The 22,631-nt window shown below is 70.0% G+C and carries 23 protein-coding genes and 1 tRNA gene; 17 read left to right on the forward strand and 7 right to left on the reverse strand.

The genetic code is table 11. The features are described 5' to 3' along the window. Positions 1–68: 68 nt before the first annotated feature. Together ACE3QP_RS16070 and ACE3QP_RS16075 are read left to right on the forward strand one after the other, a co-directional pair. Positions 69–845, forward strand: a complete 777-nt coding sequence (locus tag ACE3QP_RS16070) for a hypothetical protein (RefSeq protein WP_374437498.1) — start codon at positions 69–71, stop codon at positions 843–845. After that, entirely contained in the window at positions 842–1,360 is a 519-nt protein-coding gene (locus ACE3QP_RS16075) for a hypothetical protein (protein ID WP_374437499.1), read from the forward strand. The genes ACE3QP_RS16070 and ACE3QP_RS16075 overlap by 4 nt, the downstream gene beginning before the upstream one ends. A gap of 101 nt (positions 1,361–1,461) precedes the next feature. Here ACE3QP_RS16075 and ACE3QP_RS16080 read toward each other — a convergent pair whose 3' ends face one another. Further along, on the reverse strand, positions 1,462–1,635 hold the full coding sequence (locus ACE3QP_RS16080) for a hypothetical protein (RefSeq protein WP_374437500.1): 174 nt from the start codon (positions 1,633–1,635) through the stop codon (positions 1,462–1,464). A 352-nt stretch (positions 1,636–1,987) separates the two neighbouring features. Beyond that, the gene (locus tag ACE3QP_RS16085; RefSeq protein WP_374437501.1) at positions 1,988–3,604 is read right to left on the reverse strand and encodes a peptide chain release factor 3; all 1,617 of its coding nucleotides are present in this window, start codon (positions 3,602–3,604) and stop codon (positions 1,988–1,990) included. 140 nt (positions 3,605–3,744) lie between these two features. Here ACE3QP_RS16085 and ACE3QP_RS16090 point away from each other — a divergent pair, with 140 nt between their 5' ends. The 6 genes from ACE3QP_RS16090 to ACE3QP_RS16115 are packed head-to-tail and all read left to right on the forward strand — an operon-like array spanning position 3,745 to position 10,485. After that, entirely contained in the window at positions 3,745–5,547 is a 1,803-nt protein-coding gene (locus ACE3QP_RS16090; protein ID WP_374437502.1) for an OPT/YSL family transporter, read from the forward strand. A gap of 7 nt (positions 5,548–5,554) precedes the next feature. After that, a complete protein-coding gene (locus tag ACE3QP_RS16095; protein WP_374437503.1) occupies positions 5,555–6,421 on the forward strand; it encodes a hypothetical protein in 867 nt (288 codons plus the stop codon). A gap of 31 nt (positions 6,422–6,452) precedes the next feature. Further along, the gene (locus tag ACE3QP_RS16100) at positions 6,453–7,247 is read left to right on the forward strand and encodes a PhaM family polyhydroxyalkanoate granule multifunctional regulatory protein (protein WP_374437504.1); all 795 of its coding nucleotides are present in this window, start codon (positions 6,453–6,455) and stop codon (positions 7,245–7,247) included. Beyond that, positions 7,247–8,719, forward strand: coding sequence for an FAD-linked oxidase C-terminal domain-containing protein (locus ACE3QP_RS16105; protein WP_374437505.1), 1,473 nt, complete (start codon positions 7,247–7,249; stop codon positions 8,717–8,719). The genes ACE3QP_RS16100 and ACE3QP_RS16105 overlap by 1 nt, the downstream gene beginning before the upstream one ends. 10 nt (positions 8,720–8,729) lie before the next feature. After that, positions 8,730–9,833 (forward strand): glycolate oxidase subunit GlcE, encoded by a 1,104-nt coding sequence (gene glcE / locus ACE3QP_RS16110; protein ID WP_374437506.1) that lies wholly within the window; start codon positions 8,730–8,732, stop codon positions 9,831–9,833. A 10-nt stretch (positions 9,834–9,843) separates the two neighbouring features. After that, the gene (locus tag ACE3QP_RS16115) at positions 9,844–10,485 is read left to right on the forward strand and encodes a pyroglutamyl-peptidase I (RefSeq protein ID WP_374437507.1); all 642 of its coding nucleotides are present in this window, start codon (positions 9,844–9,846) and stop codon (positions 10,483–10,485) included. Here ACE3QP_RS16115 and ACE3QP_RS16120 read toward each other — a convergent pair whose 3' ends face one another. After that, positions 10,486–11,850, reverse strand: coding sequence for an acyl-CoA thioesterase/BAAT N-terminal domain-containing protein (locus tag ACE3QP_RS16120; RefSeq protein ID WP_374437508.1), 1,365 nt, complete (start codon positions 11,848–11,850; stop codon positions 10,486–10,488). Between the two features lie 142 nt (positions 11,851–11,992). Between ACE3QP_RS16120 and glcF the strand changes: the two genes are divergently transcribed. Genes glcF through ACE3QP_RS16155 form a run of 7 tightly spaced genes read left to right on the forward strand, consistent with a single transcriptional unit; the run spans position 11,993 to position 16,483 of the window. Next, positions 11,993–13,189, forward strand: coding sequence for a glycolate oxidase subunit GlcF (glcF, locus tag ACE3QP_RS16125; protein WP_374437509.1), 1,197 nt, complete (start codon positions 11,993–11,995; stop codon positions 13,187–13,189). A gap of 6 nt (positions 13,190–13,195) precedes the next feature. Beyond that, positions 13,196–13,534, forward strand: coding sequence for an antibiotic biosynthesis monooxygenase (locus ACE3QP_RS16130; protein WP_374437510.1), 339 nt, complete (start codon positions 13,196–13,198; stop codon positions 13,532–13,534). A gap of 32 nt (positions 13,535–13,566) precedes the next feature. Further along, positions 13,567–13,770, forward strand: coding sequence for a zinc-finger domain-containing protein (locus ACE3QP_RS16135; RefSeq protein WP_374437511.1), 204 nt, complete (start codon positions 13,567–13,569; stop codon positions 13,768–13,770). 16 nt (positions 13,771–13,786) lie between these two features. Next, complete coding sequence (locus tag ACE3QP_RS16140; RefSeq protein ID WP_198110320.1) at positions 13,787–14,233, forward strand: nuclear transport factor 2 family protein; 447 nt, start codon at positions 13,787–13,789, stop codon at positions 14,231–14,233. Further along, positions 14,230–15,222 carry a YheT family hydrolase gene (locus ACE3QP_RS16145; RefSeq protein WP_374437512.1) on the forward strand — a complete coding sequence of 331 codons (993 nt, stop codon included), beginning with the start codon at positions 14,230–14,232 and terminating at the stop codon, positions 15,220–15,222. The genes ACE3QP_RS16140 and ACE3QP_RS16145 overlap by 4 nt, the downstream gene beginning before the upstream one ends. A gap of 2 nt (positions 15,223–15,224) precedes the next feature. Beyond that, positions 15,225–15,971 (forward strand): methyltransferase domain-containing protein, encoded by a 747-nt coding sequence (locus ACE3QP_RS16150; protein ID WP_374437513.1) that lies wholly within the window; start codon positions 15,225–15,227, stop codon positions 15,969–15,971. After that, positions 15,971–16,483 (forward strand): DUF2946 family protein, encoded by a 513-nt coding sequence (locus tag ACE3QP_RS16155; RefSeq protein WP_374437514.1) that lies wholly within the window; start codon positions 15,971–15,973, stop codon positions 16,481–16,483. Before ACE3QP_RS16150 ends, ACE3QP_RS16155 begins: the two co-directional genes overlap by 1 nt. Before the next feature lie 43 nt (positions 16,484–16,526). On the opposite strand, the gene ACE3QP_RS16160 is transcribed toward ACE3QP_RS16155, so the two are convergent. Further along, a complete protein-coding gene (locus tag ACE3QP_RS16160; RefSeq protein ID WP_374437515.1) occupies positions 16,527–17,063 on the reverse strand; it encodes a cytochrome c5 family protein in 537 nt (178 codons plus the stop codon). A gap of 92 nt (positions 17,064–17,155) precedes the next feature. Here ACE3QP_RS16160 and ACE3QP_RS16165 point away from each other — a divergent pair. Together ACE3QP_RS16165 and ACE3QP_RS16170 are read left to right on the forward strand one after the other, a co-directional pair. Then, positions 17,156–17,230: transfer RNA gene (locus ACE3QP_RS16165), tRNA-Arg, on the forward strand. Positions 17,231–17,318: 88 nt separating this feature from the next. Beyond that, positions 17,319–19,646, forward strand: a complete 2,328-nt coding sequence (locus ACE3QP_RS16170) for an NADP-dependent malic enzyme (protein ID WP_374437516.1) — start codon at positions 17,319–17,321, stop codon at positions 19,644–19,646. A 278-nt stretch (positions 19,647–19,924) separates the two neighbouring features. On the opposite strand, the gene ACE3QP_RS16175 is transcribed toward ACE3QP_RS16170, so the two are convergent. The 3 genes from ACE3QP_RS16175 to ACE3QP_RS16185 form a co-directional block, all read right to left on the reverse strand. Beyond that, on the reverse strand, positions 19,925–20,749 hold the full coding sequence (locus tag ACE3QP_RS16175) for a hypothetical protein (protein WP_374437517.1): 825 nt from the start codon (positions 20,747–20,749) through the stop codon (positions 19,925–19,927). 68 nt (positions 20,750–20,817) lie between these two features. After that, positions 20,818–21,969: a porin gene (locus ACE3QP_RS16180; RefSeq protein WP_374437518.1), complete on the reverse strand. Its 1,152-nt coding sequence runs from the start codon at positions 21,967–21,969 to the stop codon at positions 20,818–20,820. 10 nt (positions 21,970–21,979) lie between these two features. Continuing rightward, entirely contained in the window at positions 21,980–22,411 is a 432-nt protein-coding gene (locus ACE3QP_RS16185) for a phosphate ABC transporter substrate-binding protein (RefSeq protein WP_374437519.1), read from the reverse strand. Positions 22,412–22,631 lie beyond the last annotated feature (220 nt).

Below are 22,631 nucleotides of genomic sequence, written 5' to 3' on the forward strand. Positions count from 1 at the left end.
GCCGATCGGCCGCAAGAACCTCGCTCGCGACAATCGTCCGCACCCATCGGAGCCCCCAACCAACCGCCATGCCCTCTCACGCGCAGCGTTTCCTGCTCACCCTCAGCTGCTATGGCATGGCCTACGTGCTTGGCTCCGCGCTCGGCAGCGGCCTTCATGCCGGCAACCTCATCACGCTGACGTTCATCGGCCTCCTCTGCGGTGGCCTCGGAGCCCTCTGGATGCGCGAGCCCAATGCATGGGAGTGGCCGCTGAGTTTGCTGCTCGGTGGCTGGATCGTCCTTGATCACATGGGCTGGCCTGCGCGTCCCAGTCCGCTCGAGTGGGCGGCGACATTGGGCCTGATCCTCGTACTCGTGTTGGTCAGCCGGTTGGCAGGAATTGGCGTCCGTCGCTTTGGACAAGGCATCCTGCCCTTGCTGCGCTCGCGTTTCGCACAAACCCTGCTGGCATTGGGTCTATTGCTCGGGGTCGCCTCCGGCTCGCTGTTCGCGCCCTTCTCCTACCCACTTCCATTGGCACGCATGCTGGCGCACCTCTGGGGCCAGCCCCCACTGGTAGCCCTTGCAGTCAGCTGGCTCACGAGCGCTGCCGCCATGGGGTATGCCGCTGGCTTTGCGCTTCCACGGGCCTATGCCCTGACCGGCCTTGCAGGGCTGGCGCTGGCTTGCGCAGCCCTGAGCCTGCGCTCGATCGAGCCCTGGCTGCGATCGGATGCGACCGGCCTGTGGCTTGGCGACGCCTTCGCGCTGCCTTGGACGATTGCGCCCGCCGCTGCACTCGCCGCCTGGCTGGGCGGACGCGCCGGCCGCGCGGTGGGCATTGCACGCGAGGGTGCCGCATGAATCGATGGATGCAGAACGCAGCAGGCCTGTTGTGGGCCGCCTTGCTGGCGCCGGCCCAGGCCTGCAGTTGCATGAGCCCGCCGCCTCTGGAGCAGCAGGTCCGCGACGCCTTCGACGCCAGGGACCTGATCGTGCTGGTAGAGATCACCGGGCACGAACGCCGCAGGGCCTCATTGGCTTTCACAGCCGAGCACCTGCTGGGTGAAGTGTCGCCCTGGCGCGGGGAAGAGTTCATCCAGGCCAGGATTCTGCGCAGCTGGACACCTGGGTTTCAGTCGAACCAGCGGCTGGAGATCCGCAAACTCGGCGGCGCCGCCTGCGGCTATGAAGATTGGGAGAACGGCAAGCGGCACCTGCTGTTCATGACCCGGCTGACCTGGTGGGTGGCGGGCCTCTGCGGCCCCAGCCAACCTGAAAGCAAGGCGGCTGAACTGATTCGCCTTCTGGATGCCGAAGCCCAGCGGCGTGCGGCCCGGCAGACCCCAGTGCAAGCGAAGAGCGCATCCAGGCCCTGAGAGGCGCTGCCCACGGGTCAGTATTCGGCGCTCAGGACGGCTTCGATGAAGCGGCTCTTGGCCGCCCGGTACTCGGCATCGCCCTGGTCCACATGGGCTTGCTAGAGCGCGTTGTAGGCCGCCGCACGTTCGGGTGCTGCACGCAGCCGGTCGCGGAAGCGCGGGCAATTGCGCTCGAACACCGAGCCCAGGGCGACCAGCTGCCGCGCATGCTCGAGCTGATCTGTGGCTGACTCCAGATTGCACATCTTGGGCGTGCGCAGGGTGTCGAGCATTTCCAAGTAGCCCTACGCCACCAGCACGGCGCGGACCGCCTCCAACAGCGCGCCTTCCAGCACAACCAGCACATCCAGATCGCCCTTGGAGCAGGCACCCGGGATGCTGGACGCGCCGATGTGCTCGATGCGTGCCGCCGGCAGTCAGGCCTGCAGGCAGGGGGCCAGAGATTCGAAAAGGGCTTGCTGACTTGGCTGATAGGCAGCCGCGGCGTGGAGCGTCAGCATCTATTGATTCTCAAAGGCGAGCAAAGACAGTGCTCCTGCCACCAGCTCCCCAGCCTGCGCCCTCACGACGGGCGCAGTCCTTCGGTCGGGGTCGGACAGTCCTCAGGACTGCCTCGCTCCGAACTCAGCCATCCAGCTTCTTCTGGAACACCAGGCCCGCATGCTCGCGCAGCGCATGGAAATGGATCTTGGGCCAGTTCTCCTGGATGGCGCGCAGCTCGGGCGCGTACTCGACCAGGATGGTGGGCGCGTCCACGGCGTCGTAGGCCATGCGGTGGTCGTTGGCGGCGATGAACTTCTTCAGCTCCACCTCGTCGTCCGCCGTCACCCAGCGTGCCACCTGGAAGCGGCAGGGCTGGATGCGGGCCTTGACGCCGTACTCGTGCTCCAGGCGGTGGGCCACCACCTCGAACTGCAGCTGGCCGACGGCACCGAGCATCAGCACGCTGCCCGCCATCGGGCGGAAGACCTGGATCGCGCCTTCTTCCCCAAGCTGCTGCAGGCCGGCGCGCAGCTGCTTGGTCTTGAGCGGGTCGGCCACCTCGACGTTGCGGAACATCTCGGGCGCGAAGAAGGGCAGGCCGGTGAACTGCAGCGCTTCGCCTTCGGTCAGCGTGTCGCCCAGGTGCAGCACGCCGTGGTTGGGGATGCCGATGATGTCGCCAGCGAAGGCCTCCTCCACCAGCTCGCGGCGTTGGGAGAGGAATGACACCACGGTGTTGGGGCGGAAGTCCTTGCCCGTGCGCGTGACCTTGAGCTTCATGCCACGCTCGAAGTGGCCGCTGGCACAGCGCACGAAGGCGATGCGGTCGCGGTGCGCCGGGTCCATATTGGCCTGGATCTTGAACACCACGCCGCTGAACTTCTTCTCGGTGGGCTGCACCACGCGCTGCAGGCTGGGGCGCTCGCCGGGCGGCGGGGCCAGTTCCACCAGCACATCCAGCACCTCGCGCACGCCGAAGTTGTTGATGGCCGAGCCAAAGAACATCGGCGTCTGGTGGCCGGCCAGGAATTCGGCGTGCTCGAAGGGCGTGGCCGCTTCGCGCACCAGCTCCAGTTCGCCCTGGGCGGTGCCCCAGGCCATGCCGAAGCGGCTCTCGTGGGCGGGGTTGTCGAGGTCGGTGATCAATTCCTCGTCGCCACCGGCGCGGTCCTCACCCGGGGCGAACACGCGCATGGTCTTGGCGCGCAGGTCCATCACGCCGCCGAATTGCTTACCCATGCCCACCGGCCAGGTGAAGGGGCAGACCGTCATGCCCAGTTCCTGCTCCAGCTCGTCCATCAGGGCCAGCGGGTCCTTGACCTCGCGGTCCATCTTGTTGACGAAGGTCAGGATGGGCGTGTTGCGGGCGCGGCAGACCTGCAGCAGGCGGCGGGTCTGCGGCTCCACGCCGTTGGCCGCGTCGATCACCATCAGCGCGGCGTCCACGGCGGTCAGCACGCGGTAGGTGTCTTCGCTGAAGTCCTGGTGGCCAGGGGTGTCGAGCAGGTTGATGACGCAGTCGCGGTATTCCATCTGCATCACCGACGACGCCACCGAGATGCCGCGCTGCTTCTCGATCTCCATCCAGTCCGAGGTCGCGTGCCGCGCGGCCTTGCGCGCCTTGACCGAGCCGGCGATCTGGATCGCGCCCGAGAACAGCAAGAGCTTCTCGGTCAGCGTGGTCTTGCCGGCGTCGGGGTGGGAAATGATGGCGAAGGTGCGGCGGCGGCGCACTTCGGCTTCGATGCGTTCGGACATGGCGGGCTTTCGGGCGGAACCCGCGATTATCGGGCTCGGGTTTTCACCAGGGATACCGCGGCGCTGCGGGTAACTCGGCTGGCGCGCCTTCCATCACGGCGGCAGACTGCCGCGCTTTGCTTGCCAGCCCCCACCGCTCCATGACCGCGCTCACCCTCGACCCCACCGACACCCGCCGCTGGGCTTGGCTGCCGCCCATCGGCACGCCGGCTTACTACACCCTGCTGGCCGCGGTGGGCATGCTGCTGCTGGGTCCGCTGGGCGGCGTGGCGGCCAGCTACATGAACTTCTCGCTCGGCTTCTATGTGGGCGGGCAGGTGCTGGCAGGCATCCTGGGCTCCGTCATCACGCTGGGCTACGGGCCGGCGGGGCGCCATGGCGCCAACTACATGCAGACCACCGCCGCCAGCGTGGCCGGCATGATGGCCATGAGCACCCTGCTGCAGGCGCGCGTGTGGATGGGTCTGCCCCCGGTGCCGACCTGGCAGCTGGTGGTCTACATGCTGTGCATCGGCATGCTGGGCGCGGGCGTGGGCATGCTGTACACGCCCATCCTGGTGGAGCGCATGAAGCTCACCTACCCCTCGGGTCTGGCGGTGGCCAACATCCTGCGCGCGCTCACCGACCCCGAGCTGCTGCGCCGCTCGGTCAGCCGCCTGTTCGGCGGCATGGCTGCGGGCATCGGCGGCGGCGTGGCGGCGGCCAAGGTGGCGGCGCTGGGAGCCATCGAGATGAGCCTCTCGACCTTCGGCGCCGGCCTGATCGTGGGCGCGCGCATCACCATCCCGGCCATCACCTCGGGTCTGCTGTTCTGGGCGCTGACGCCGACCTTCGTCTCGGTGGGCTGGCTGAACGAGGGCGAGCCCTTCCGCAAGATCGCCTTCCTGATTGCGCTCGGCCTGATCCTCGGCGCCGCCATCATCGATGTCGGCCTGATCCTCTGGCAGGCGCAGCGCCGGCTGCGTGGGCTGGACAAGAGCGCCGAACAAGGGGCCGGGAGCGAAACCGCCGGCCCGCGCCACAGCATCGCGCGCCTGCTGCTCTGGGTGGGCGCCTGGGCGCTGGCCGTGGTGTTCTGCGGCCAGGCCTTCTTCGGCGTGCCCACCCTGCTGATGCTGCTGGCCCTGGGCCTGGTGGCGATCTTCGTGATGGTCAACGGCATCTCGGTCGGCATCAGCGACTCCAACCCGATCTCCTCGGCCTTCGTGGTGGGCGTGATCGTGTTCGCCCTCACCGGCCTGAAGGACCCGGCCCTGGGCCTGATGGCCGCCACCGTGCTGCTGGTGGCCACCAGCATCGGCTGCGACATGCAGCAAGACCGCAGCACCGGCTGGCGCCTGGGTTCCAACCGCGCACTGCAGTTCCGCTTCCAGGTCGGCGGCATTCTGGTGGGCGCGCTGCTGGCGGTGGGCATCGCAAACCTCTTCATGGCCGCTTACCCCATCCTGCGCCTGGACCAGACGGTGATGAGCGCCGACCAGCAGCCGGCGCAATGGTCCTCGGCCATGACCTACAAATTCGTTGGTGTGCTGCGCGGTCTCTCCGAACCCAACCCGCACCAGACGGCCGCCATCGTGCTGGGCATTGGCTTTGGCTTCGGCATCGAACTGCTGCGCAAGCTGATCAAGCGCAGCGCGCGCTACCAGGCCTTCGTGGCGCGCGGCAAGGCGGGCTTTGCCACCGACTTCGCTGTCGACGCCCTGGTGCTGCCCAGCCCCTACGCCTTCAGCTTTGGCGGCTTCGTGAACCTGCCGACCTCGCTGTGGTTCGGCGCCGGGGGCGTGATCTCCAGCCTGATCAACACCTTTGCCAAGCGCAGCAAAGAAGACGAGGCCCTGCCCAGCGACATGAGCGCCACCTCCCTGGTGGGCGGCGGGCTGATTGCCGGCGATGCGCTGGCCGCGCTGGGCCTGGGCGTGGTGGGGCTGCTGAGCCTGCTGTAATCCGCGCATGAGCGCCCTGAGCCGCCGCCACAGCCTCTGCGCCCTGGCTGGGGGCGCGTGGGCTCTGGTGGCCGCCGCAGAGGGCGTGCTGCGCATGCCGGGGCCACCGGTGTTTGCCGGCCAGCAGCCCTTCTTCCAGGGCGATCTGGCCCGCCTGGCCCTGCAGAAGGCTGGGCGGCCGGAAGCCCTGCAGCTGCTGACCATGCCCACCTGGCCCCGCCAGGTGCGCGAGCTGCGCGACGGCCATGTGGACTTCGCGCCCCTGCCGGCGCATGCCGAGGCCTACGCCGAGTTCGGCCTGCGGCGCGTGGACTTCCCGATCCGGCGCGGCCTGCTGGGCTTGCGCCGCCTGGTGTGCCGGCGCGAGCGCCTGGCCGAGCTGGAGGCCCTGCCCGATCTGGCCGCGCTCAAGGCCCTGCGCCTGGGCTACGGCGCCGAGTGGGTGGACCGCCCGCTGCTCGAAGGCCTGGGCTTTCGCACCCAGCCCACGCGCAACACCGACCATCTCTATGCCGCCCTGCTGGCCGGCGAGTGCGACTACCTGAGCCGCGGCGTGAACGAGATCGGCCCCGAGCTGGCGCATTACGACCCCGAGGGTCGGCAGCTGGCCGCGCCGGCCCAGCGCCTGCTCTGGTACCCCCTGGACGACTGCTACTTCGTGCCCGAGCGCAACGGCAGGCTGCACGAGGCTCTGACGCTGGGCCTGCAGCGCGCGCTGCAGGACGGCAGCTACCAGCGCCTGTTCCGCCGCCACTACGCCGCGGTGATCGAGCTGCTGACCAAGGCCCGGGTGTGGACGGTGGAGGGCTACCCGCCGCCCGCCGGCCTGCCGCGCGCCAGCTTCGACCTGCTGCGCCACTGGCCCGCAGCGTAGGATCGCGCCACCCCCAGCCCCAGGAGCTTTCATGAGCGACGCCAGCTTCAGCAAGTTCGTGCCCGGTTTCGAGTTTCTGCAAGGTCTGGTGAAAAACGCCGGCACCGCCCTGCCCGGCATCGGCCAATGGGTGGCGCCCACGCTCAACCCCGAGGAACTGGGCAAGCGCATCGAGGAGCTGCGCACCGTGCAGTTCTGGCTGGAGCAGAACGCCCGCATGCTGGCCGCCACCATCCAGGCGCTGGAGGTGCAGCGCATGACGCTCTCCACGCTCAAGACCATGAACGTGCCCCTGCACGAGCTCAAGGAAGTGCTGAAGGTGCCCACGCCGGATATCTCCGCCTTCCCCGGCACGCTGCCCGGCATGGAGCCGGCCATGCAGGCCGCGAACGTGGGCAAGAAGGTGGCCAAGGCGGCGGTGAAGGGGGCGGTCTCGGGGGCCAGCAAGGTGGCCAAGGCGGCCGCGGGCGAGAAGAAGGAAGCCCCGGCCCTGGGCGTGGACCCGATGCAGTGGTGGAACGCGCTCTCGCAGCAGTTCAGCCAGGTGGCGGCCAACGCCATGAAGGACTCGGCCACCGAGGCCGCCAAGGGCCTGGCGAGCAGCCTGGTCAAGCAGAGCATCGACGCCGCGGGCGACACCCTGCGCAAGGCCGCCAGCGTGCCGCAGGCGGTGATGGACGCAGCCGGCGGCATGGCCCGCACCACGGCCGGCAAGCCGGCTGCCAAGGCCGCCGCCGCCAGCCCCGCCCCGACGCCCAGCCCGGCCAAACGCCCGACCAACCGCCCGGCCAAGGCCGCCAAGAAGACGGCGCGCAAATCGGCTTGATGGAGCGCGCCGAGCGCCAGCGCCAACTGCTTTCGCGGCTGCGCCCCATCCTGGGCGAGGCCGGCCTGGTGGCGCGCGCCGCTGGCTTCGGCCCCTACGAGAGCGACGGTTTCACCGCCTACCGCGAGCGCCCGCTGGCGGTGGCCATCCCCGAAGATGAGAAGCAGCTGCGCGCGGTGCTGCAGGTCTGCAAGGAACTGGGCACGCCCATCGTGCCGCGCGGCGCCGGCACCGGGCTTTCGGGCGGGGCGATGCCGCACCCGGAAGGCCTGTCGATCAGCCTCGCGCGCCTGAACCGCATCCTGGCCATCGACCCCGCCGCGCGCACCGCGCGCGTGCAATGCGGCGTGCGCAACCTCGCCATCAGCGAGGCCGCCGCGCCGCATGGCCTGTACTACGCCCCCGACCCGAGCAGCCAGATCGCCTGCACCATCGGCGGCAATGTGGCCGAGAACGCCGGCGGCGTGCACTGCCTGAAGTACGGCCTGACCCTGCACAACGTGCTGGGCGTGCGCGGCTACACGGTGGACGGCGAGCCCATCGAACTGGGCTCGATGAGCGGCGCGCTGGACGGCACCGGCCCCGATCTGCTCGCGCTGGCGATCGGCAGCGAAGGGCTGCTGTGCATCGTCACCGAGGTGCTGGTGCGCCTGACGCCCAAGCCCGAAACCGCGCGCTGCCTGCTCGCCAGCTTTGCCGACGTGGCCCAGGCCGGCGCGGCCGTGGCGGCGCTGATGGCCGGCGCCATCACCCCCGCCGGGCTGGAGCTGATGGACGGGCCGATGACTGCCGCGGTGGAGGACTTCGTGCACGCCGGCTACGACCTTGGCGCCGCCGCCATCCTGCTCTGCGAGGCCGACGGCACGCCCGAGGCGGTGGAGGCCGAGATCGCCGCCATGCGCCAGACCCTGCAAGCCTGCGGCGCCACGCGCATCGACGAGAGCCGCGACGAGGCCGAGCGCCTGCGCTTCTGGAGCGGGCGCAAGAACGCCTTCCCGGCCAGCGGCCGCGTCAGCCCCGATTACCTGTGCATGGATGCGTCCATCCCGCGCGCGCGCCTGGCCGAGATGCTCAATGCCATCGCCAGCCTGCAGCAGCGCTGGCATCTGCGCTGCTTCAACGTCTTCCATGCCGGCGACGGCAATCTGCACCCGCTGATCCTGTTCGACGCCAAGGACCCCGACCAGATCCGCCGCGCCGAGGGCTTTGGCGCCGAGATCCTGGAGCGCGCCGTGGCCATGGGCGGCAGCATCACCGGCGAGCACGGCGTGGGCATCGAGAAGCTCGGCGGCATGTGCGTGCAGTTCAGCCGCGCCGAGCTGGAGGCCTTCCACGCCATCAAGAGTTGCTGGGACACCGACGGCCGCCTGAACCCGGGCAAGGCGATTCCGCAGCTGCACCGCTGTGCCGAGGCCGGCCAGCTCTGGGTGCGCGGCGGCCAGCTGCCCCACCCCGAGATCGAACGCTTCTGATGGCGAGCTGATGGCGACCGACCCCTTGATGAATCTGGCCGAGCGCGTGCGCGCCGCCGCAAGCGAGGGCCATGCGCTGGAGCTGGTCGGCATGGCCAGCAAGCGCTTCTATGGCGAGACCCCGCGCGGCACGCCCTGGGTGCTGACGCGCGAGCCCGAGTTGCGCGGCCTGCGCTCCTACGAGCCGGCCGAGCGTGTCGTCACCGTGGGCGCGGCCACGCCCCTGGCCGAGCTGGAGGCGGTGCTGGCCCAGCACGGCCAAATGCTGGCCTGTGAGCCCCCGCGCTTTGGCGGCGAGGGCACGGTGGGCGGGCTGATCGCCACCGGCCTGGCCGGCCCGGCCCGCGCCTACGCCGGCGGCGTGCGCGACAGCCTGCTGGGCCTGACCTTGATCGACGGCCAAGGCCAGCTGCTGAAGTTCGGCGGCACGGTGATGAAGAACGTCGCTGGCTTCGACGCCGCGCGCCTGATGGTGGGCGCGATGGGCACGCTGGGCCTGATCGCCGAGGCCAGCTTCAAGCTCAGCCCGCTGCCCGCCGCCAGCCTGACGCTGCGCTACGACCTGCCGCAGCAGGAGGACGGCCTCTACGCCATGCAGCAGGCCGCTTTGCAGGGCTTCCCCTTGAGCGCCAGCGCCTGGTGGAGCGGCCAGCTGCTGCTGCGCCTTTCGGGCGCGCCCGAGCCCCTGCAGGCCGCCGCACGCCGCTTGGGGGGCGACGCCCTGCCGCCCGAGCTCGCGGCCGACTTCTGGGCCGGCCTGCGCCACCAGACGGACGAGTTCTTTGCCGGCGCCGTGCGCGCGCTGCAGGCTGGCAGCGGCATTTCGGTGTGGCGCCTGAGCCTGCCGGCCACCGCCCCCGAGCTGGCCGCACCGGGCGAACAGCTGGTGGAATGGGGCGGCGCGCTGCGCTGGCTGGTGACGCCGCTGAAGCCCGCCGCGGTGCGCGACCTCGCCGAGCGCGTCGGCGGCCAGGCCACGCTGTACGCCGCGCTGGACAAGAACTGCCCGGTCTTCACCCCGGCCGAGGGCGTGCAGCGCCAGATCCGCCAGCGCCTGAAGGCGCGCTTCGACCCCAAAGGCATCTTCAACCCCGGCCGCCTGGGTCCCGACTGAAAATCCCTCCATGGCGACCCGCAACACCGTGCTGCTGACCGGCTTCGAGCCTTTCGGCGGCGACCCCATCAACAGCTCCTGGGAGACCGCGTGCGCGCTCGACAGTGCGGAGCTGCCGGGCGGCGTGAAAGTGCGGGCCTTGCAGCTGCCCTGCCGCTTCGGCAGCGCCCTGGGCGCCCTGCACGACGCCATCCAGAGCCAGCAGCCGCGCCTGGTGCTGGCACTGGGCCAGGCCAGCAACCGCCGCGCGTTCTCGCTGGAGCGGGTGGCCATCAATCTGGTCGACGCCCGCATCCCCGACAACGACGCCGTGCAGCCCATCGACGTGCCGGTGGTACCCGGCGGCCCGGCGGCCTATTTCGCCACCCTGCCGCTCAAGCCCATGCTGCAGGCCCTGCTGTCGGCCGGCTACCCGGCCGAACTGAGCTGCACGGCCGGCAGCTATGTCTGCAACCAGGTTTTCTACGGCCTGCAGCACCGGCTGCGCCGCACCGTGGTGCCGAGCGGCTTTCTGCACCTGCCCAGTCTGAGCGGGCCGGAGCCCGCCCTGCCGCTGGAGCGCCTGGTGAGCGGCACGCGCCTGGCGCTGGAAGTGGCGCTGCGCCCGGCCGCGGCCGGTGGCGCCGGCTTCAGCGCCGGGCAGATCTCCTGATCAGTTCAGCGTCGCCGCCCAGAAGGCCTTGAGGGCCGCATGACCCTCGGCCTGGGCGCGCGCGTTGGCGGCCGGCGTGCCGCCGTTCTTCATCAGGCCCTCGTTGTAGTGCGTGGTGGGGCCCGTGCCGGTGCCGCCCAGGAAGTGGCCGGCCTCGGCATGGCGCAGCAGCACGGTCTTCAGCCCGGGCACCTGGGCACGGCGATCGGCAACCGCCTGGGCCATGCGGCCGCTGTCCCAGACCTGGTCGTCATCACCGCCGAGCAGGAAGACCGGCGCGGCGATGCGCTCCACCGGGATGCGCGCCTTCTCGATCTGCGCCGGCGTGGCGGCGGCGCGGCCCTTGTCCAGCGGGCGGCGGATGACGATGGGCTCGCCCAGCGCCGCGCCGGCGAACTCCTGCTGGAAGTCCTTGTAGGGCACGAAGTCCAAGGCCTGGCCCTGCCAGGCGAAGCTGGAGCGTTTGCCCGGCTCCACGCCCTCGCCCCAGCCCTCCCAGACCACATCGCTGGGCACGATGGCGGCAATGCCCTTGATCCATGGCAGCCGGGTGCCGGCGATGAGCGCGAACTCGGCGCCCTTGCTGGTGCCCTGCACGCCGATGCGACTGGCATCGACCTCGGGCTGTTCGGCCAGCCAGGCACGCGCCTGCTCCAAGCGTTCGATCGGGATGTCGACAAAGTTCGCTGGCAGCTCCGGCAACTCGGGCGGCTGCATGCCGCTGGGGCTCCAGTTGCGCGGCGAGTAATAGGGCAGGGCCAGCACCGCATAGCCCTGCGAGGCCCAGAAAGGGGCGTCGCGGTTGATGGCCGAGCCGCCCTCGCTGCCGCCCAGCAGGATCAAGGCCGGCCGCTTGGCCGCGCCGGCACGGTGGGCGAACAGCGCACCAGGGAAGCCGGCGGGCTTGCGCGTCTGCACATCGGGCAGGGACTGCGTCAGGCGCAGCTCGGCCTGGGCCAGGGGCTTGCCTTCGGCGTCGTGGAGCTGGAACTGGATGAGGTTGAACACCGGCTCCTTCACCTCGCCGTCTTGCATCCGCATCGACCACAGCAGACCGCGCACATCGGCCCCCGCGTAGCTGCCGCCGGGCAGCGGCGCCTGCCCGGCCAGATCGACACGGCCCTGCGCATCGGCCTGGAAGCGGGCCTCGGACATGAAGCGCCGCACCGGACCGGTGAAAGTGCGCACCGTGCGCTCGGCGCGCAGCGTGACGGTCTGGCCCGGCTGCAGGTCGGCCAGGGCCAGTTGCAGCGGCTCGCCCGCCAGCACGGGCTGCTGGGGATTGGTGTCGATGCGCTGGGCGCAGACGGGAACCGACAGGGCCAGCAGGCCAGCGGCAAACAAGGCACGACGCAGAACGTTCATCGGGGTCTCCAGTTTGGAATGGGCGCGACTCTATGAAGACCCGCCGGGCAACAGGCTCCTGCCGCGACGAATCGCCAGCGCGTGCGCCGAATCGCCAGAAGCACAGCCTAGGATGCGGGCCTCCCCGCCCAGCAGCCCCGGCATGCACACCGAACTGGCCCCCGAACTCGCCCAGAACCCTGCCGCCCAGCGTGCGCGCGAGCTGATCCAGTCCTGCGTGCACTGCGGCTTCTGCACCGCCACCTGCCCCAGCTACCAGGTGCTGGGCAACGAACTGGACAGCCCGCGCGGCCGCATCGCCCTGGTGCGCCAGCTGCTGCAGGGTGAGGCCGCCAGCGCCGCCACCCAGCAGCATCTGGACCGCTGCCTGAGCTGCCGCGCCTGCGAGACCACCTGCCCTTCGGGCGTGCGCTATGGCGAGCTGGTCGACCTGGGCCGCGGCCTGGCCGACGCGCAGGCGCCCGCGCGGCCGCTGAAGGCACGCCTGCTGCGCGCCCTGCTGGCGCGCTTCCTGCCCTCGCCGCTGTTCGGCCCTTCGCTGCGCCTGGGCCAATGGCTGCGCCCGCTGCTGCCCGGCCGGCTGCGCCGCGCCGTGCCGCGCCGCCAGCGCGTGCTGCATCGCCCAGCCAAGGCCCAGCCACGCCAGGTGCTGCTGCTGCGCGGCTGCGTGCAACCGGCGCTGGCGCCGAACATCGAGGCCGCCACGCAGCGCGTGCTGGCGGTGCTGGGCGTGCAGGGCGTGCCGGTGGAGGGCTGCTGCGGGGCGCTGCGCGAGCACCTCGGCGCCCACGAAAGTGCAAGGCGCGACATGCAGGCCCTGGTGGCCGCCTGCGCGGGGCGCAGCGAGCCCATCGTCTCGAACGCCAGCGGCTGCGGGCTGATGGTCAAGGAATATGGCCGCCACCTGCCCGGCGACGCCGCCGCGGCCGCGGTGGCTGAGCGCACCCAGGACCTGGGCGAATGGCTGCTCAGCCCCGCCCATCTGCCGCGCCTGCGCGCCGCGCTCAAGCCCGGCCCGCTGCCCAGTCTGGCCTGGCACCCACCCTGCACGCTGCAGCATGGCCAGCGCCGCGCCGATCCGGTCGAGCAGGGCCTGCGCCAGCTGGGCTTTCAGCTGCAGCGCCCGCGCGATGCGCATCTGTGCTGCGGCTCGGCCGGCACCTATTCGATCCTGCAGCCCGCGGTGGCACAGGAGCTGCGTGCGCGCAAGCTCGCGGCGCTGGACGAACTCGGCGCCGAGCAGATCGTCAGCGCCAACATCGGCTGCATCAGCCACCTCAGCGACGCCCGCCCGGTGCGGCATTGGGTCGAGGTGCTGGCCGACCACCTGTCCGACTGAGCCCCCATGCTGAAACTGCCGAATCCCTGCTACGCCGTCATCTTCACCAGCCAACGCCGCCCCGGCGACGAGGGCTATGCCGCGGCCGCCGAGCACATGGTCGAGCTGGTCAAGCAGCAGCCCGGCTTCATCGATGTGCGCAGCGTGCGCGGTGCCGATGGCCTGGGCATCACCGTCTCCTACTGGGCCAGCCTGGAGGCCATCGCCGCCTGGCACGCGCAGGCCGAGCACGCCGCCACGCGCGAGCGCGGCCGGGCGCAGTGGTATGCGCATTACGAGCTGCAGGTGGTGAAGGTCGAACGCGCCTACGACTGGCAGTCCGAGGCCGCCGGCACGGGCTCCTAAAATTCAGGGTTCTCCCCCAGCTCCTACCCGCCATGAGCCAAGCCGTCATTGAAGTCAGCGCCCAGGACCTGCAAGGCCCCGGCGTGGTTGCCTGCCCCAATCCCAAGATGGCGCTGTGGAGCAGCCACCCCAAGGTCTACATCGATCTCACGCACGAGGGCCACAGCGGCCGCTGCCCCTACTGCGGCACCGAATACAAGCTCAAGGCCGGAGAAGTCCTCTCCCACGGCCATTGATTCGGGCGCCACGGACATGCCCCGCCGCGCGCCCTTGGCCGTGCTGATGGCCAGCCCGGAAGACATCGAGACCCAGTTCTACGAGGCCCTGCAGAGCGCCGACCTGGAACGCTTGGTCTCCCTGTGGGTGGGCGACGAGGAGGTGCGCTGCCTGCACCCCGGCGGCCCGCTGCTGGTGGGCATCACCGCCATCCGCGCCAATTTCGAGGCCATGTTCGCGCGCGGCCCGGTGGCCGTGCAGCCCACCGAGGTGCGCAAGCTGCAGACCGAGCAGCTGGCCGTGCACCAGGTGCGCGAACGGGTGCTGGTGCCCGGCCCTGAAGGCATGCAGGTCGCCTGGGTATGGGCCAGCAATGTCTATCTGAAAACCGCCGAAGGCTGGCGCATGGTGCTACACCACGCCAGCCCGGGCCAGCCCAACGACCAGCCGGAGCTGGCGCCGGGCAGCGGCGTGCTGCATTGAACCGGCTGCGCCGGCCGGCGCGCATCGCTGCCCCGCGCTGGCTGCCCGGCGGCCACGCGCAAACCATCTGGCCCAAGCTGTTTGCCCGCCTGCACCATGCGGCGCCGCCCGCACTGCGCCGCGAGCGCTGGGACACCCCGGACGGCGACTTCATCGATTGCGATTGGGTCGATGCCCCGGACCCGCAACGACCGCTGCTGGTGCTCTTCCACGGTCTGGAAGGCAGCTCGGCCAGCCACTACGCGCAGGCCTTCGCCAGCCATGCGCAGCAGCTCGGCTGGGCCTGCGCGCTGCCGCATTTCCGCGGCTGCTCGGGCGAGCTGAACCGCGCGCCGCGCGCCTACCACTCGGGCGACTTTGCCGAAATCGGCTGGATGCTGACCCAGCTGCGCGCCCGCCACGCTGGCCCCCTGCTGGCGGTGGGCGTGAGCCTGGGCGGCAATGCCCTGCTGCGCTGGGCCCAGGAGGCGGGCGAGCAGGCCGGCCAAACGGTGCGCGCGCTCGCCGCCATCTCCGCGCCACTGGATTTGGCAGCCGCCAGCCAGGCCATCCACCAGGGCCTGAACCGGGTCATCTACACGCGCTACTTCCTGCGCAGCATGATCCCCAAGGCCCTGCACCAGCTGCAGCGGCACCCCGGTCTGTTTGACGGCGCGGCCCTGGCGCGCGCGCGCAGCCTGATCGAGTTCGACGAACTCGTCACCGCGCCGCTGCACGGCTTCCGCAACGCCGCCGATTACTACGCCCGCGCCAGCGCCGGCCCGCAGCTGGCGCGCCTGCGCGTGCCCAGCCTGGTGCTGAATGCGCGCAACGACCCCTTCGTGCCCTTTTACAGCCTGCCGGCCCCGCGCCGCTACGAGCACGCGCCCATCACGCTGTGGCAACCCGCGCACGGCGGCCATGTGGGCTTCCCCACCGGGCGCTGGCCCGGCTCGGCCCTGGGCCTGCCGGGCAGCGTCTGTGCCTGGCTGGAACAGCATCTGGAGTGAGCATGTCCCTGAGCGCCTACCGCTCCAGCCCGGCCGAACAAGAACGCACACGCGACCTGTTGAGCCTGAGCCCGGGATCCGGACGGCGCGCCCTGGACATCGGCGCCCGCGACGGACATTTCTCTCGCCTGCTGGCCGAACGCTTCCAAGAGGTCGTGGCGCTCGACCTGCAGCGGCCGGAGTTTGAACACCCCGGGGTCCTGACCGTGCAGGGCGACCTCACCGCGCTGGACTTCCCCGACGGTGCGTTTGACTTCGTGCTCTGCGCCGAGGTGCTGGAGCACATCCCCCCGCAACTGCTGCACCAGGCCTGCCACGAACTGCAGCGCGTCTGCTGCGGCCGGCTGTTGATCGGCGTGCCCAATGGGCAGGACTTGCGCGTCGGGCGTACGACCTGCGCACGCTGCGGTGGCTTCAACCCGCCCTGGGGCCATGTCAATCGCTTCGATGCCGGCAGCCTGGCGGCCCTGTTCCCCCAGTTCCGCGTCGCCAGCCACCATCTGGTGGGGCACACCCGCGAGCGCAGCAATGCGCTCAGCGCCTGGCTGATGGACCTGGCCGGCAACCCCTACGGCACCTATGCGCAGCAGGAGCCTTGCGTCCATTGCGGGGGCGGCATCGGCGCGCCCGCGCCGCGCTCGCTGGGCCAGAAGGTGTTGACCAAGCTGGCCTTCTGGGCCCGCTGGCCCAGCGAAGCCCTGCACCCGCCGCGCGGCAATTGGCTGCACCTGCTGCTGGAAAGACGCTGATGGATGACATCGTCAAGGCCGCGCTGGCCAAATGGCCCCACGTGCCCGATTGCCGCGGCTGGCTGGCGCTGGATGCACGCGGCGACTGGTACATGCGCGACGAGGCTTGCCAGCGCGCCGGCGCCTTCCCCCACCCCAAGGGCAGCGTGGTGCGGCACGACAAGCTGCGCGAGTTCATCCAGCGCAATTACGAGTCCGACGCGCAAGGCGCCTGGTACTTCCAGAACGGCCCGCAGCGCGTCTATGTGGAGCTGGAGGCAGCCCCCCTGGTGCTGCGTCTGCTGGACGACGGGCGCATCCAAGCCCATACCGGCGAGGAACTGCAGGCCGTGAGCTGCTGGCTGGACGAGCAGGGCTGGCTCTACCTGCACACCCCGCGCGGCCTGGGCCTGGTGCACAGCCAGGACATGGGCCTGGCAGCCGAGCGCATCGAACGCGGCGAATGGATTCCGCAGGACATCACCCGCGCCGAATTGCCGCAGCGCTTCGGCTTCCAACTGCGACCGGCATGAAAAAAGCCGCCCGGTGGGGCGGCTCTTGCGGATCGGCCTGGGCTTACTGAGCGGCCGAGGCGGGAGCCGCCGGGGCCTTGGGCTCGTCGAACTTGCCGCCGCCCTGGTTGGCCATGTAGACCACGGCGCGGGAGATCTCGAAGTCGGAGAAATCGCCGCCACCCTGTGCGCCCATGGCGCCCTTGCCCTTCAGAGCCGAATTGAGCAGGGCCTCGAAGCCGGTCTTCACGCGCGGGCCCCAGGCGGCGGCGTCCGCCAGCTTGGGTGCGCCGGCGGCGCCGGTGCCGTGGCAGGCGGCGCACTGGGCCTGGTAGACCTGCTCGCCGGTCTTCATCGCAGCCATGTCGCCAGCGGCCTTCACTTCCACATGCCCGATGGGCTTGAGGCGCTCGGCGATCTTCTCGGCTTCCAGGCTTTCGCTGCCGGCGGCCGGCTTGAACTGCCCGGACACGTAATTGGCCAGCAGGATGATCACGACGATGGGCACCATGAAGGCGAAGAACACGGCCCAGGCCAGTTGCTTCGGGGTCTTGATGGGGCCTTCGTGGGAATCGTGGGCTTCGTGGGTGTCGTGGCTCATGCCGTCCTCTTGTGGCTCTTGTGTTTCGGACCCTCGAAAAGGGCGCGGAAGTATAGCGGCGTGCTTTAGCCCCTAGAATGGCCGGCTTCGCTGCGACCGTGGTGAAGTGGATATCATGCGGCCCTCCGAAGGCCGCGTCGCAAGTTCGATTCTTGCCGGTCGCGCCACCTCCGCCGCTGGTTGAGCCAGCCTTCGCCTCCGAGCCCGCCTTGCCGCGGGCTCTTTGCTTCATGCGTCCTGCGCATGGAGGCCCGCATGGGCTTCCGCTACGCTGCGCCGATGCACGACGACACCCAACACCTGCCCCGCGAGGCCGAAGCCGCGCTGCGCGAAGCCGCCCTCGACTACCACCGCCTGCCCTCGCGCGGCAAGATCGCCGTGACGCCGACCAAGGCGCTGGCGAACCAGCGCGATCTCTCGCTGGCCTATTCGCCCGGGGTTGCCTATCCCTGCCTGGCCATCGAGGCCGACCCGAACTGCGCGGCCGAATACACCTCGCGCGGCAACCTCGTCGGCGTCGTCACCAACGGCACCGCGGTGCTGGGCCTGGGCGACATCGGCCCGCTGGCCGCCAAGCCGGTGATGGAGGGCAAGGGCTGTCTGTTCAAGAAGTTCGCCGGGATCGACGTGTTCGACATCGAACTGAACGAGAAGGACCCGGACAAGCTGGTCGAGCACATCGCCGCGCTCGAACCCACGCTGGGCGGCATCAACCTCGAGGACATCAAGGCGCCCGAGTGCTTCTATGTCGAGCGCAAGCTCAAGGAGCGCCTGAGCATCCCGGTCTTCCACGACGACCAGCATGGCACCGCCATCATCAGCGGCGCGGCGCTCTTGAACGCGCTGGAGCTGGTGGGCAAGCCGATCGGCTCGATCAAGCTGGTGGTCAGCGGTGCCGGTGCGGCGGCCATTGCCTGCCTGGACGTGATGGTGGGCCTGGGCGTGAAGCGCGAGCACATCTATGTGATCGACTCCAAGGGCGTGATCCAGAGCGAGCGCGCCGATGCCGCCAAGCTGGACGAGAGCAAGCAGCGCTACTGCCAGCAGACCCCCGCACGCACGCTGGCCGATGCCATGCACGGCGCCGACGTGTTCCTGGGCTGCTCGGCCGCCGGGGTGCTGAAGCCGGAGATGGTGGCCACGATGGCCGCGCGTCCGGTGATCCTGGCGCTGGCCAACCCCGAGCCAGAGATCCGCCCCGAACTCGTCAAGCAGGTGCGCGACGACGCCATCATGGCCACCGGCCGCAGCGACTACCCGAACCAGGTCAACAACGTCCTGTGCTTCCCGTACATCTTCCGCGGCGCGCTGGATTGCGGAGCCACGCGCATCACCGAGGAAATGAAGCTGGCCTGCGTGCGCGAGATCGCCGCGCTGGCCAAGGCCGAGATCAGCGACGAGGTGGCCGCCGCCTACGCCGGGCAGGAACTGCACTTCGGGCCCGAGTACATCATTCCCAAGCCCTTTGACGCGCGCCTGATCCTGCGCATCGCCCCGGCCGTGGCCGAGGCGGCCGCCGCCAGCGGCGTGGCCACGCGCCCGATCAAGGACCTGGAGGCCTACCGCGCCTCCTTAAGCCGCTTCGTCTACCAGACCGGCCTGGTGATGCGCCCGGTGTTTGCCGCCGCCAAGGCGCGCAAGGGCCGCGTGATTTACGCCGAAGGCGAGGACGAGCGCGCGCTGCGCGCCGCCCAGGTGGTGGTGGACGAAGGCCTGGCCCGGCCGATCCTGATCGGCCGCCCGGCCGTGATCGAGGCCCGCATCGCGCGCGCCGGCCTTCGCCTGGAGGTGGGCCGCGATATCGAGCTCGTCAACCCTGAGGACGACGCGCGCTACCGCGAATGCTGGGAGGACTACCAGCGCCTGATGGGCCGCGAGGGCGTCACCCCCAGCATGGCCAAGGCCGCGCTGCGGCGCTCGCACACGCTGATCGGCAGCATGCTGCTGCGCCGCGGCGATGCCGACGCGCTGCTCTGCGGCCTGGTGGGCCGCTTCGAGCAGCACCTCGACCATGTGCGCGACGTCATCGGCCTGCGCGAAGGCGCGCACTGCTTCGCCACGGTCAACGCCCTGCTGCTGGACGAGCGCACGCTGTTCCTGGCCGACACCTTCGTCAACGAGGAGCCCAGCGCCGAGCAGCTGGCCGAGATCGCCGCGATGGCGGTGGACGAGCTGCGCCGCTTCGGCATTCCGCCCAAGGTGGCTTTCGTCTCGCACTCGATGTTCGGCAGCTCCACCCGCCCCTCGGCCAAGCGCATGCGCGAAGCCGCGAAACGCTTCAAGGCCCTGCGCCCGGGTGTGCCCTGCGACGGCGAGATGCACGGCGATGCCGCCCTGAGCGAGGAGATCCGCCGTAACTTCCTGCCCGAGACCACCCTCAGCGGCGAGGCCAATCTGCTGCTGCTGCCCAATCTGGACGCTGCCAACATCCTCTTCAATGTGCTGAAGATGACCGGCGGCCATGGCGTCACCGTCGGCCCGGTGCTGCTGGGCGCCGCCCAGCCGGTGCACATCCTCACGCCGTCCAGCACGGTGCGCCGCGTCGTCAACATGACGGCCCTGGCCGCGGCCGGCGCTCGCTGATGGCATCGGGGGCGCCGGGCAGGCGTGCGCGGCAGGCCTGCTGCTGAGCGGCGGCACGCGTACCACCAAGCCGACCTGCGGCCCGCTGCGCCTGTGGGGCGATGTGCTGCAAGGCCAGGTGGACCTGAGCAGCGGCGCGGCGGTGCAGGCCTGGGTGGAGAGGCTACGCGCCCAAGAGCGCGTGTTGGAAGGGCCGCCAAGTGGTGGACTGGTCCCCGCATCGAGTTCCTGGCCGGCTGGGCGGCCTGACACCACCTGAGCGTCCTGGCCCTCCCCCGTCAGGCCGACCGCGCGGGTGTGCTCGCCGCACTCACCCCCTGCAACCAGCGCTGCAAGGTGCGCGTCCAGCGTTCGGTGGCGAAGTGCTGCGCCGCCAAGGGTCCGTAGCGCGCCACCAGTTCGGGGTCGACATGGCGCGCGAAGGCGGGGAACAGGGCGCGGCGTGCCACGTCCAGCGGGCGCAGCTGCAGCGGGATGCCCAGTTGCTGCGCGCTCCAGCGCGGCGACTCGGGGTTGCTGAAGTAGCCGGCATCGAGCTGACCACGCGCCACGCGCGTGAGGATGGCGCGGTCCGCCTCGGTGGCGGACACCACGTCCCAGCGAATGTCCAGGCCTTCCAGGTCGGGCGGCAGCAGCAGGCCCAGCGCCGTGCCCACGTGCTGGCCCTGCAAATCGGCCGCCTGCACGCGTTCGCGCCGCAGCAGCGGGTGCCCGGGCCGCAGGGCCACGAAGCTGTCCATGAAGAGCGAGGCCTCCGCCGCGAACTGCAGCTCGCGCAGGCCCGCCACCGACAGGGTGAGCAGCGGCGCGAGCTCTGCGCTGCCGTCCAGCAGGCTGCGCTGCACGCGCAGCGCGGTCATCACGGGCAGCCAGTCGAACTGCACGCCCAGCAGTGGTGCCAGTTCGGCATCCATGAACTCGCGCAAGGCGCCCTGCGGCGGCGCCGCGCGCTGCGCGATGACGTAGGGCGGCAGCGAATGGGTGGCCACCCGCAGGCGCGGACTGGCTCCCTGCGCCCCGGCGCTGACCGCACCGAACAGGCCGGACAGCCCAAGCACCCAACCCGCGCCGCCCAGCAGCGCCCGACGGCGTGGCAAGAGCACGGGGCTGGCCGTGGCCAGCCCCGCGATGACCGAGGCGCGGACCGCCAGGCGCCTTGGAGGCCGCCCGCTCAGAACGAGGTCTGCGCCGAGAAGGTCAGCATCTTGTGGTCGCCGAAGAAGTCGTACCAGGTGGTGCGGTCCTTGGAGACGTCGTACTGCGCCTTCAGCGCCCAGTTCTTGTTGAGGTCGTAGCGCAGCGCCACGCTGCGGCTGCGGCGGGCCTCGATGCCCTGCGGCGGGTTGCCGAAGGCGGTGCCCAGGTCCTTGGTCTTGTAGTTGGACTGAGTCAGCATCGCCGTCCAATCGCCCACGCGGTAGCCCACGCCCAGCAGGTAGTAGTCGTACTGGGCCTTGGAGGTGTCCTGCTTGAAGCGGTTGAGCTCGCTGCGCAGCAGCCAGTTGGCGCCGTCGTAATTGAGCGAGAGGGCAATGATGGTGGTTTGCAGATTGGGCACCCACACCGTCTCGGGCTGGTCGTCGTAGGCCGGCGTCCAGGTGTTGGCCTTGTGGCGCATCACCATCACGCGGCCATTCCATTCGTCCTTGGTGAGGGTGATGTAGGCGCCGTGGATGCCCTTCCACTTCTCGTTGGTCTTGGCGCCGTAATAGATCTTGGTGTTGTAGGGCGCGTTGTTGTGCGTGAAGCCGCCGGCCCAGACATTGGCGTCCACCGTCACGCTGCCCCACTGGCCGCTGTAGGCGGCGTTGACGCCGTCATAGGCGTAGATCGGCCAGCCGTAGACATCCTGCGGCGGGCGCACCCAGGGGTAGGCGGTGCCGATGTAGAGGAAGTCGGAGTAGTAGTAGAGCGGGATGCGCTTGCGCCCGGCCTGCACGGTCCAGTGGTCGCTGACGGCCCAGGAGCCGTAGGCCCAGTCGATGGTGGGGCGGAAGTTGAAGTTGCCGGGCCGCGCCAGCACCTGGGCGGTGGCGGAGATGGTGTCGCTGAAGTGCAGGGTGCCCTGCAGGCCGATCAGCGATTCCTGATCCGCCTGCCAGCCCTTGTCCTTTTCGTAGACGCCCACGTATTCCCAGTTGGCGATGGCGCAGGGGCAGTTCCAGTTGCCGGTGAGTGAGAAGGGCTTCTTGTCACCGGAAAGCACCTTGCCCACGGTGTATTGGCCGAAGCCGCTGAAGTTGAAACGCATGCCCTCGGACAGGGCCGGGGCGCTGGCACCGAGCAGGGCGGCGGTGACGGTGAGGGTGGCAAGCACACGCATGGTCGGCTCCTTACTTGATGTCGGCGATCACGCGCACGCTGGCATCCACCAGCGAGGCTTCGATGTAGCCCACCATGTTCGGGTTGGCGGCCACGAGCTTCTTCACCGCGGCGCCGTCGCCCCCTTCCTGCGGTGGCTGGCCCTTGCCAGTGAACATGATGCGCGACCAGTAGGCCTTCATCTGCGCCTCCGTCTTGCCGGCGGCTTTTTGATAGAAGCCGGCGTATTGCGGCGTGCCAGCCTTCTGGTCGATCGGCACGGCGCGCTCGCCATTCGGAAAGCTCTTGGCCGTGCCCATGAAGATGGCGCTGAGCTCTTCGGCACTGAGCTTGGGTGGTGCCTTGCTGTTCGCGGCCACCACGGCCACCAGATCAGCCGACTGGGCCTGCGCCCCCGGCAGAGCCGCCAGCACGCAACGACGTTCCCACGCAATTTCGTTCACAGCGACCTCCTGGAATGCAAGAACCCAGACCGGCACTGGGCCACCGAGCGGTGGCGCGTGGGCTTATCTGATTCCTTCTTTTGAAGGAGGCGGCCTAGGAGTCTGGGCGGCAGACGGCTTTCGAGGGCACAGCGCACGCGGCTGAGTGCCGCAGTTCCCGGTCAATGAAGCGTCGCGAAGTTCAAAAAGCTGCGTTTCGATCTGAAGCCGGGCTCCCACC

The organism is Inhella sp. (assembly GCF_041912635.1).
GTDB lineage: Bacteria > Pseudomonadota > Gammaproteobacteria > Burkholderiales > Burkholderiaceae_C > Inhella.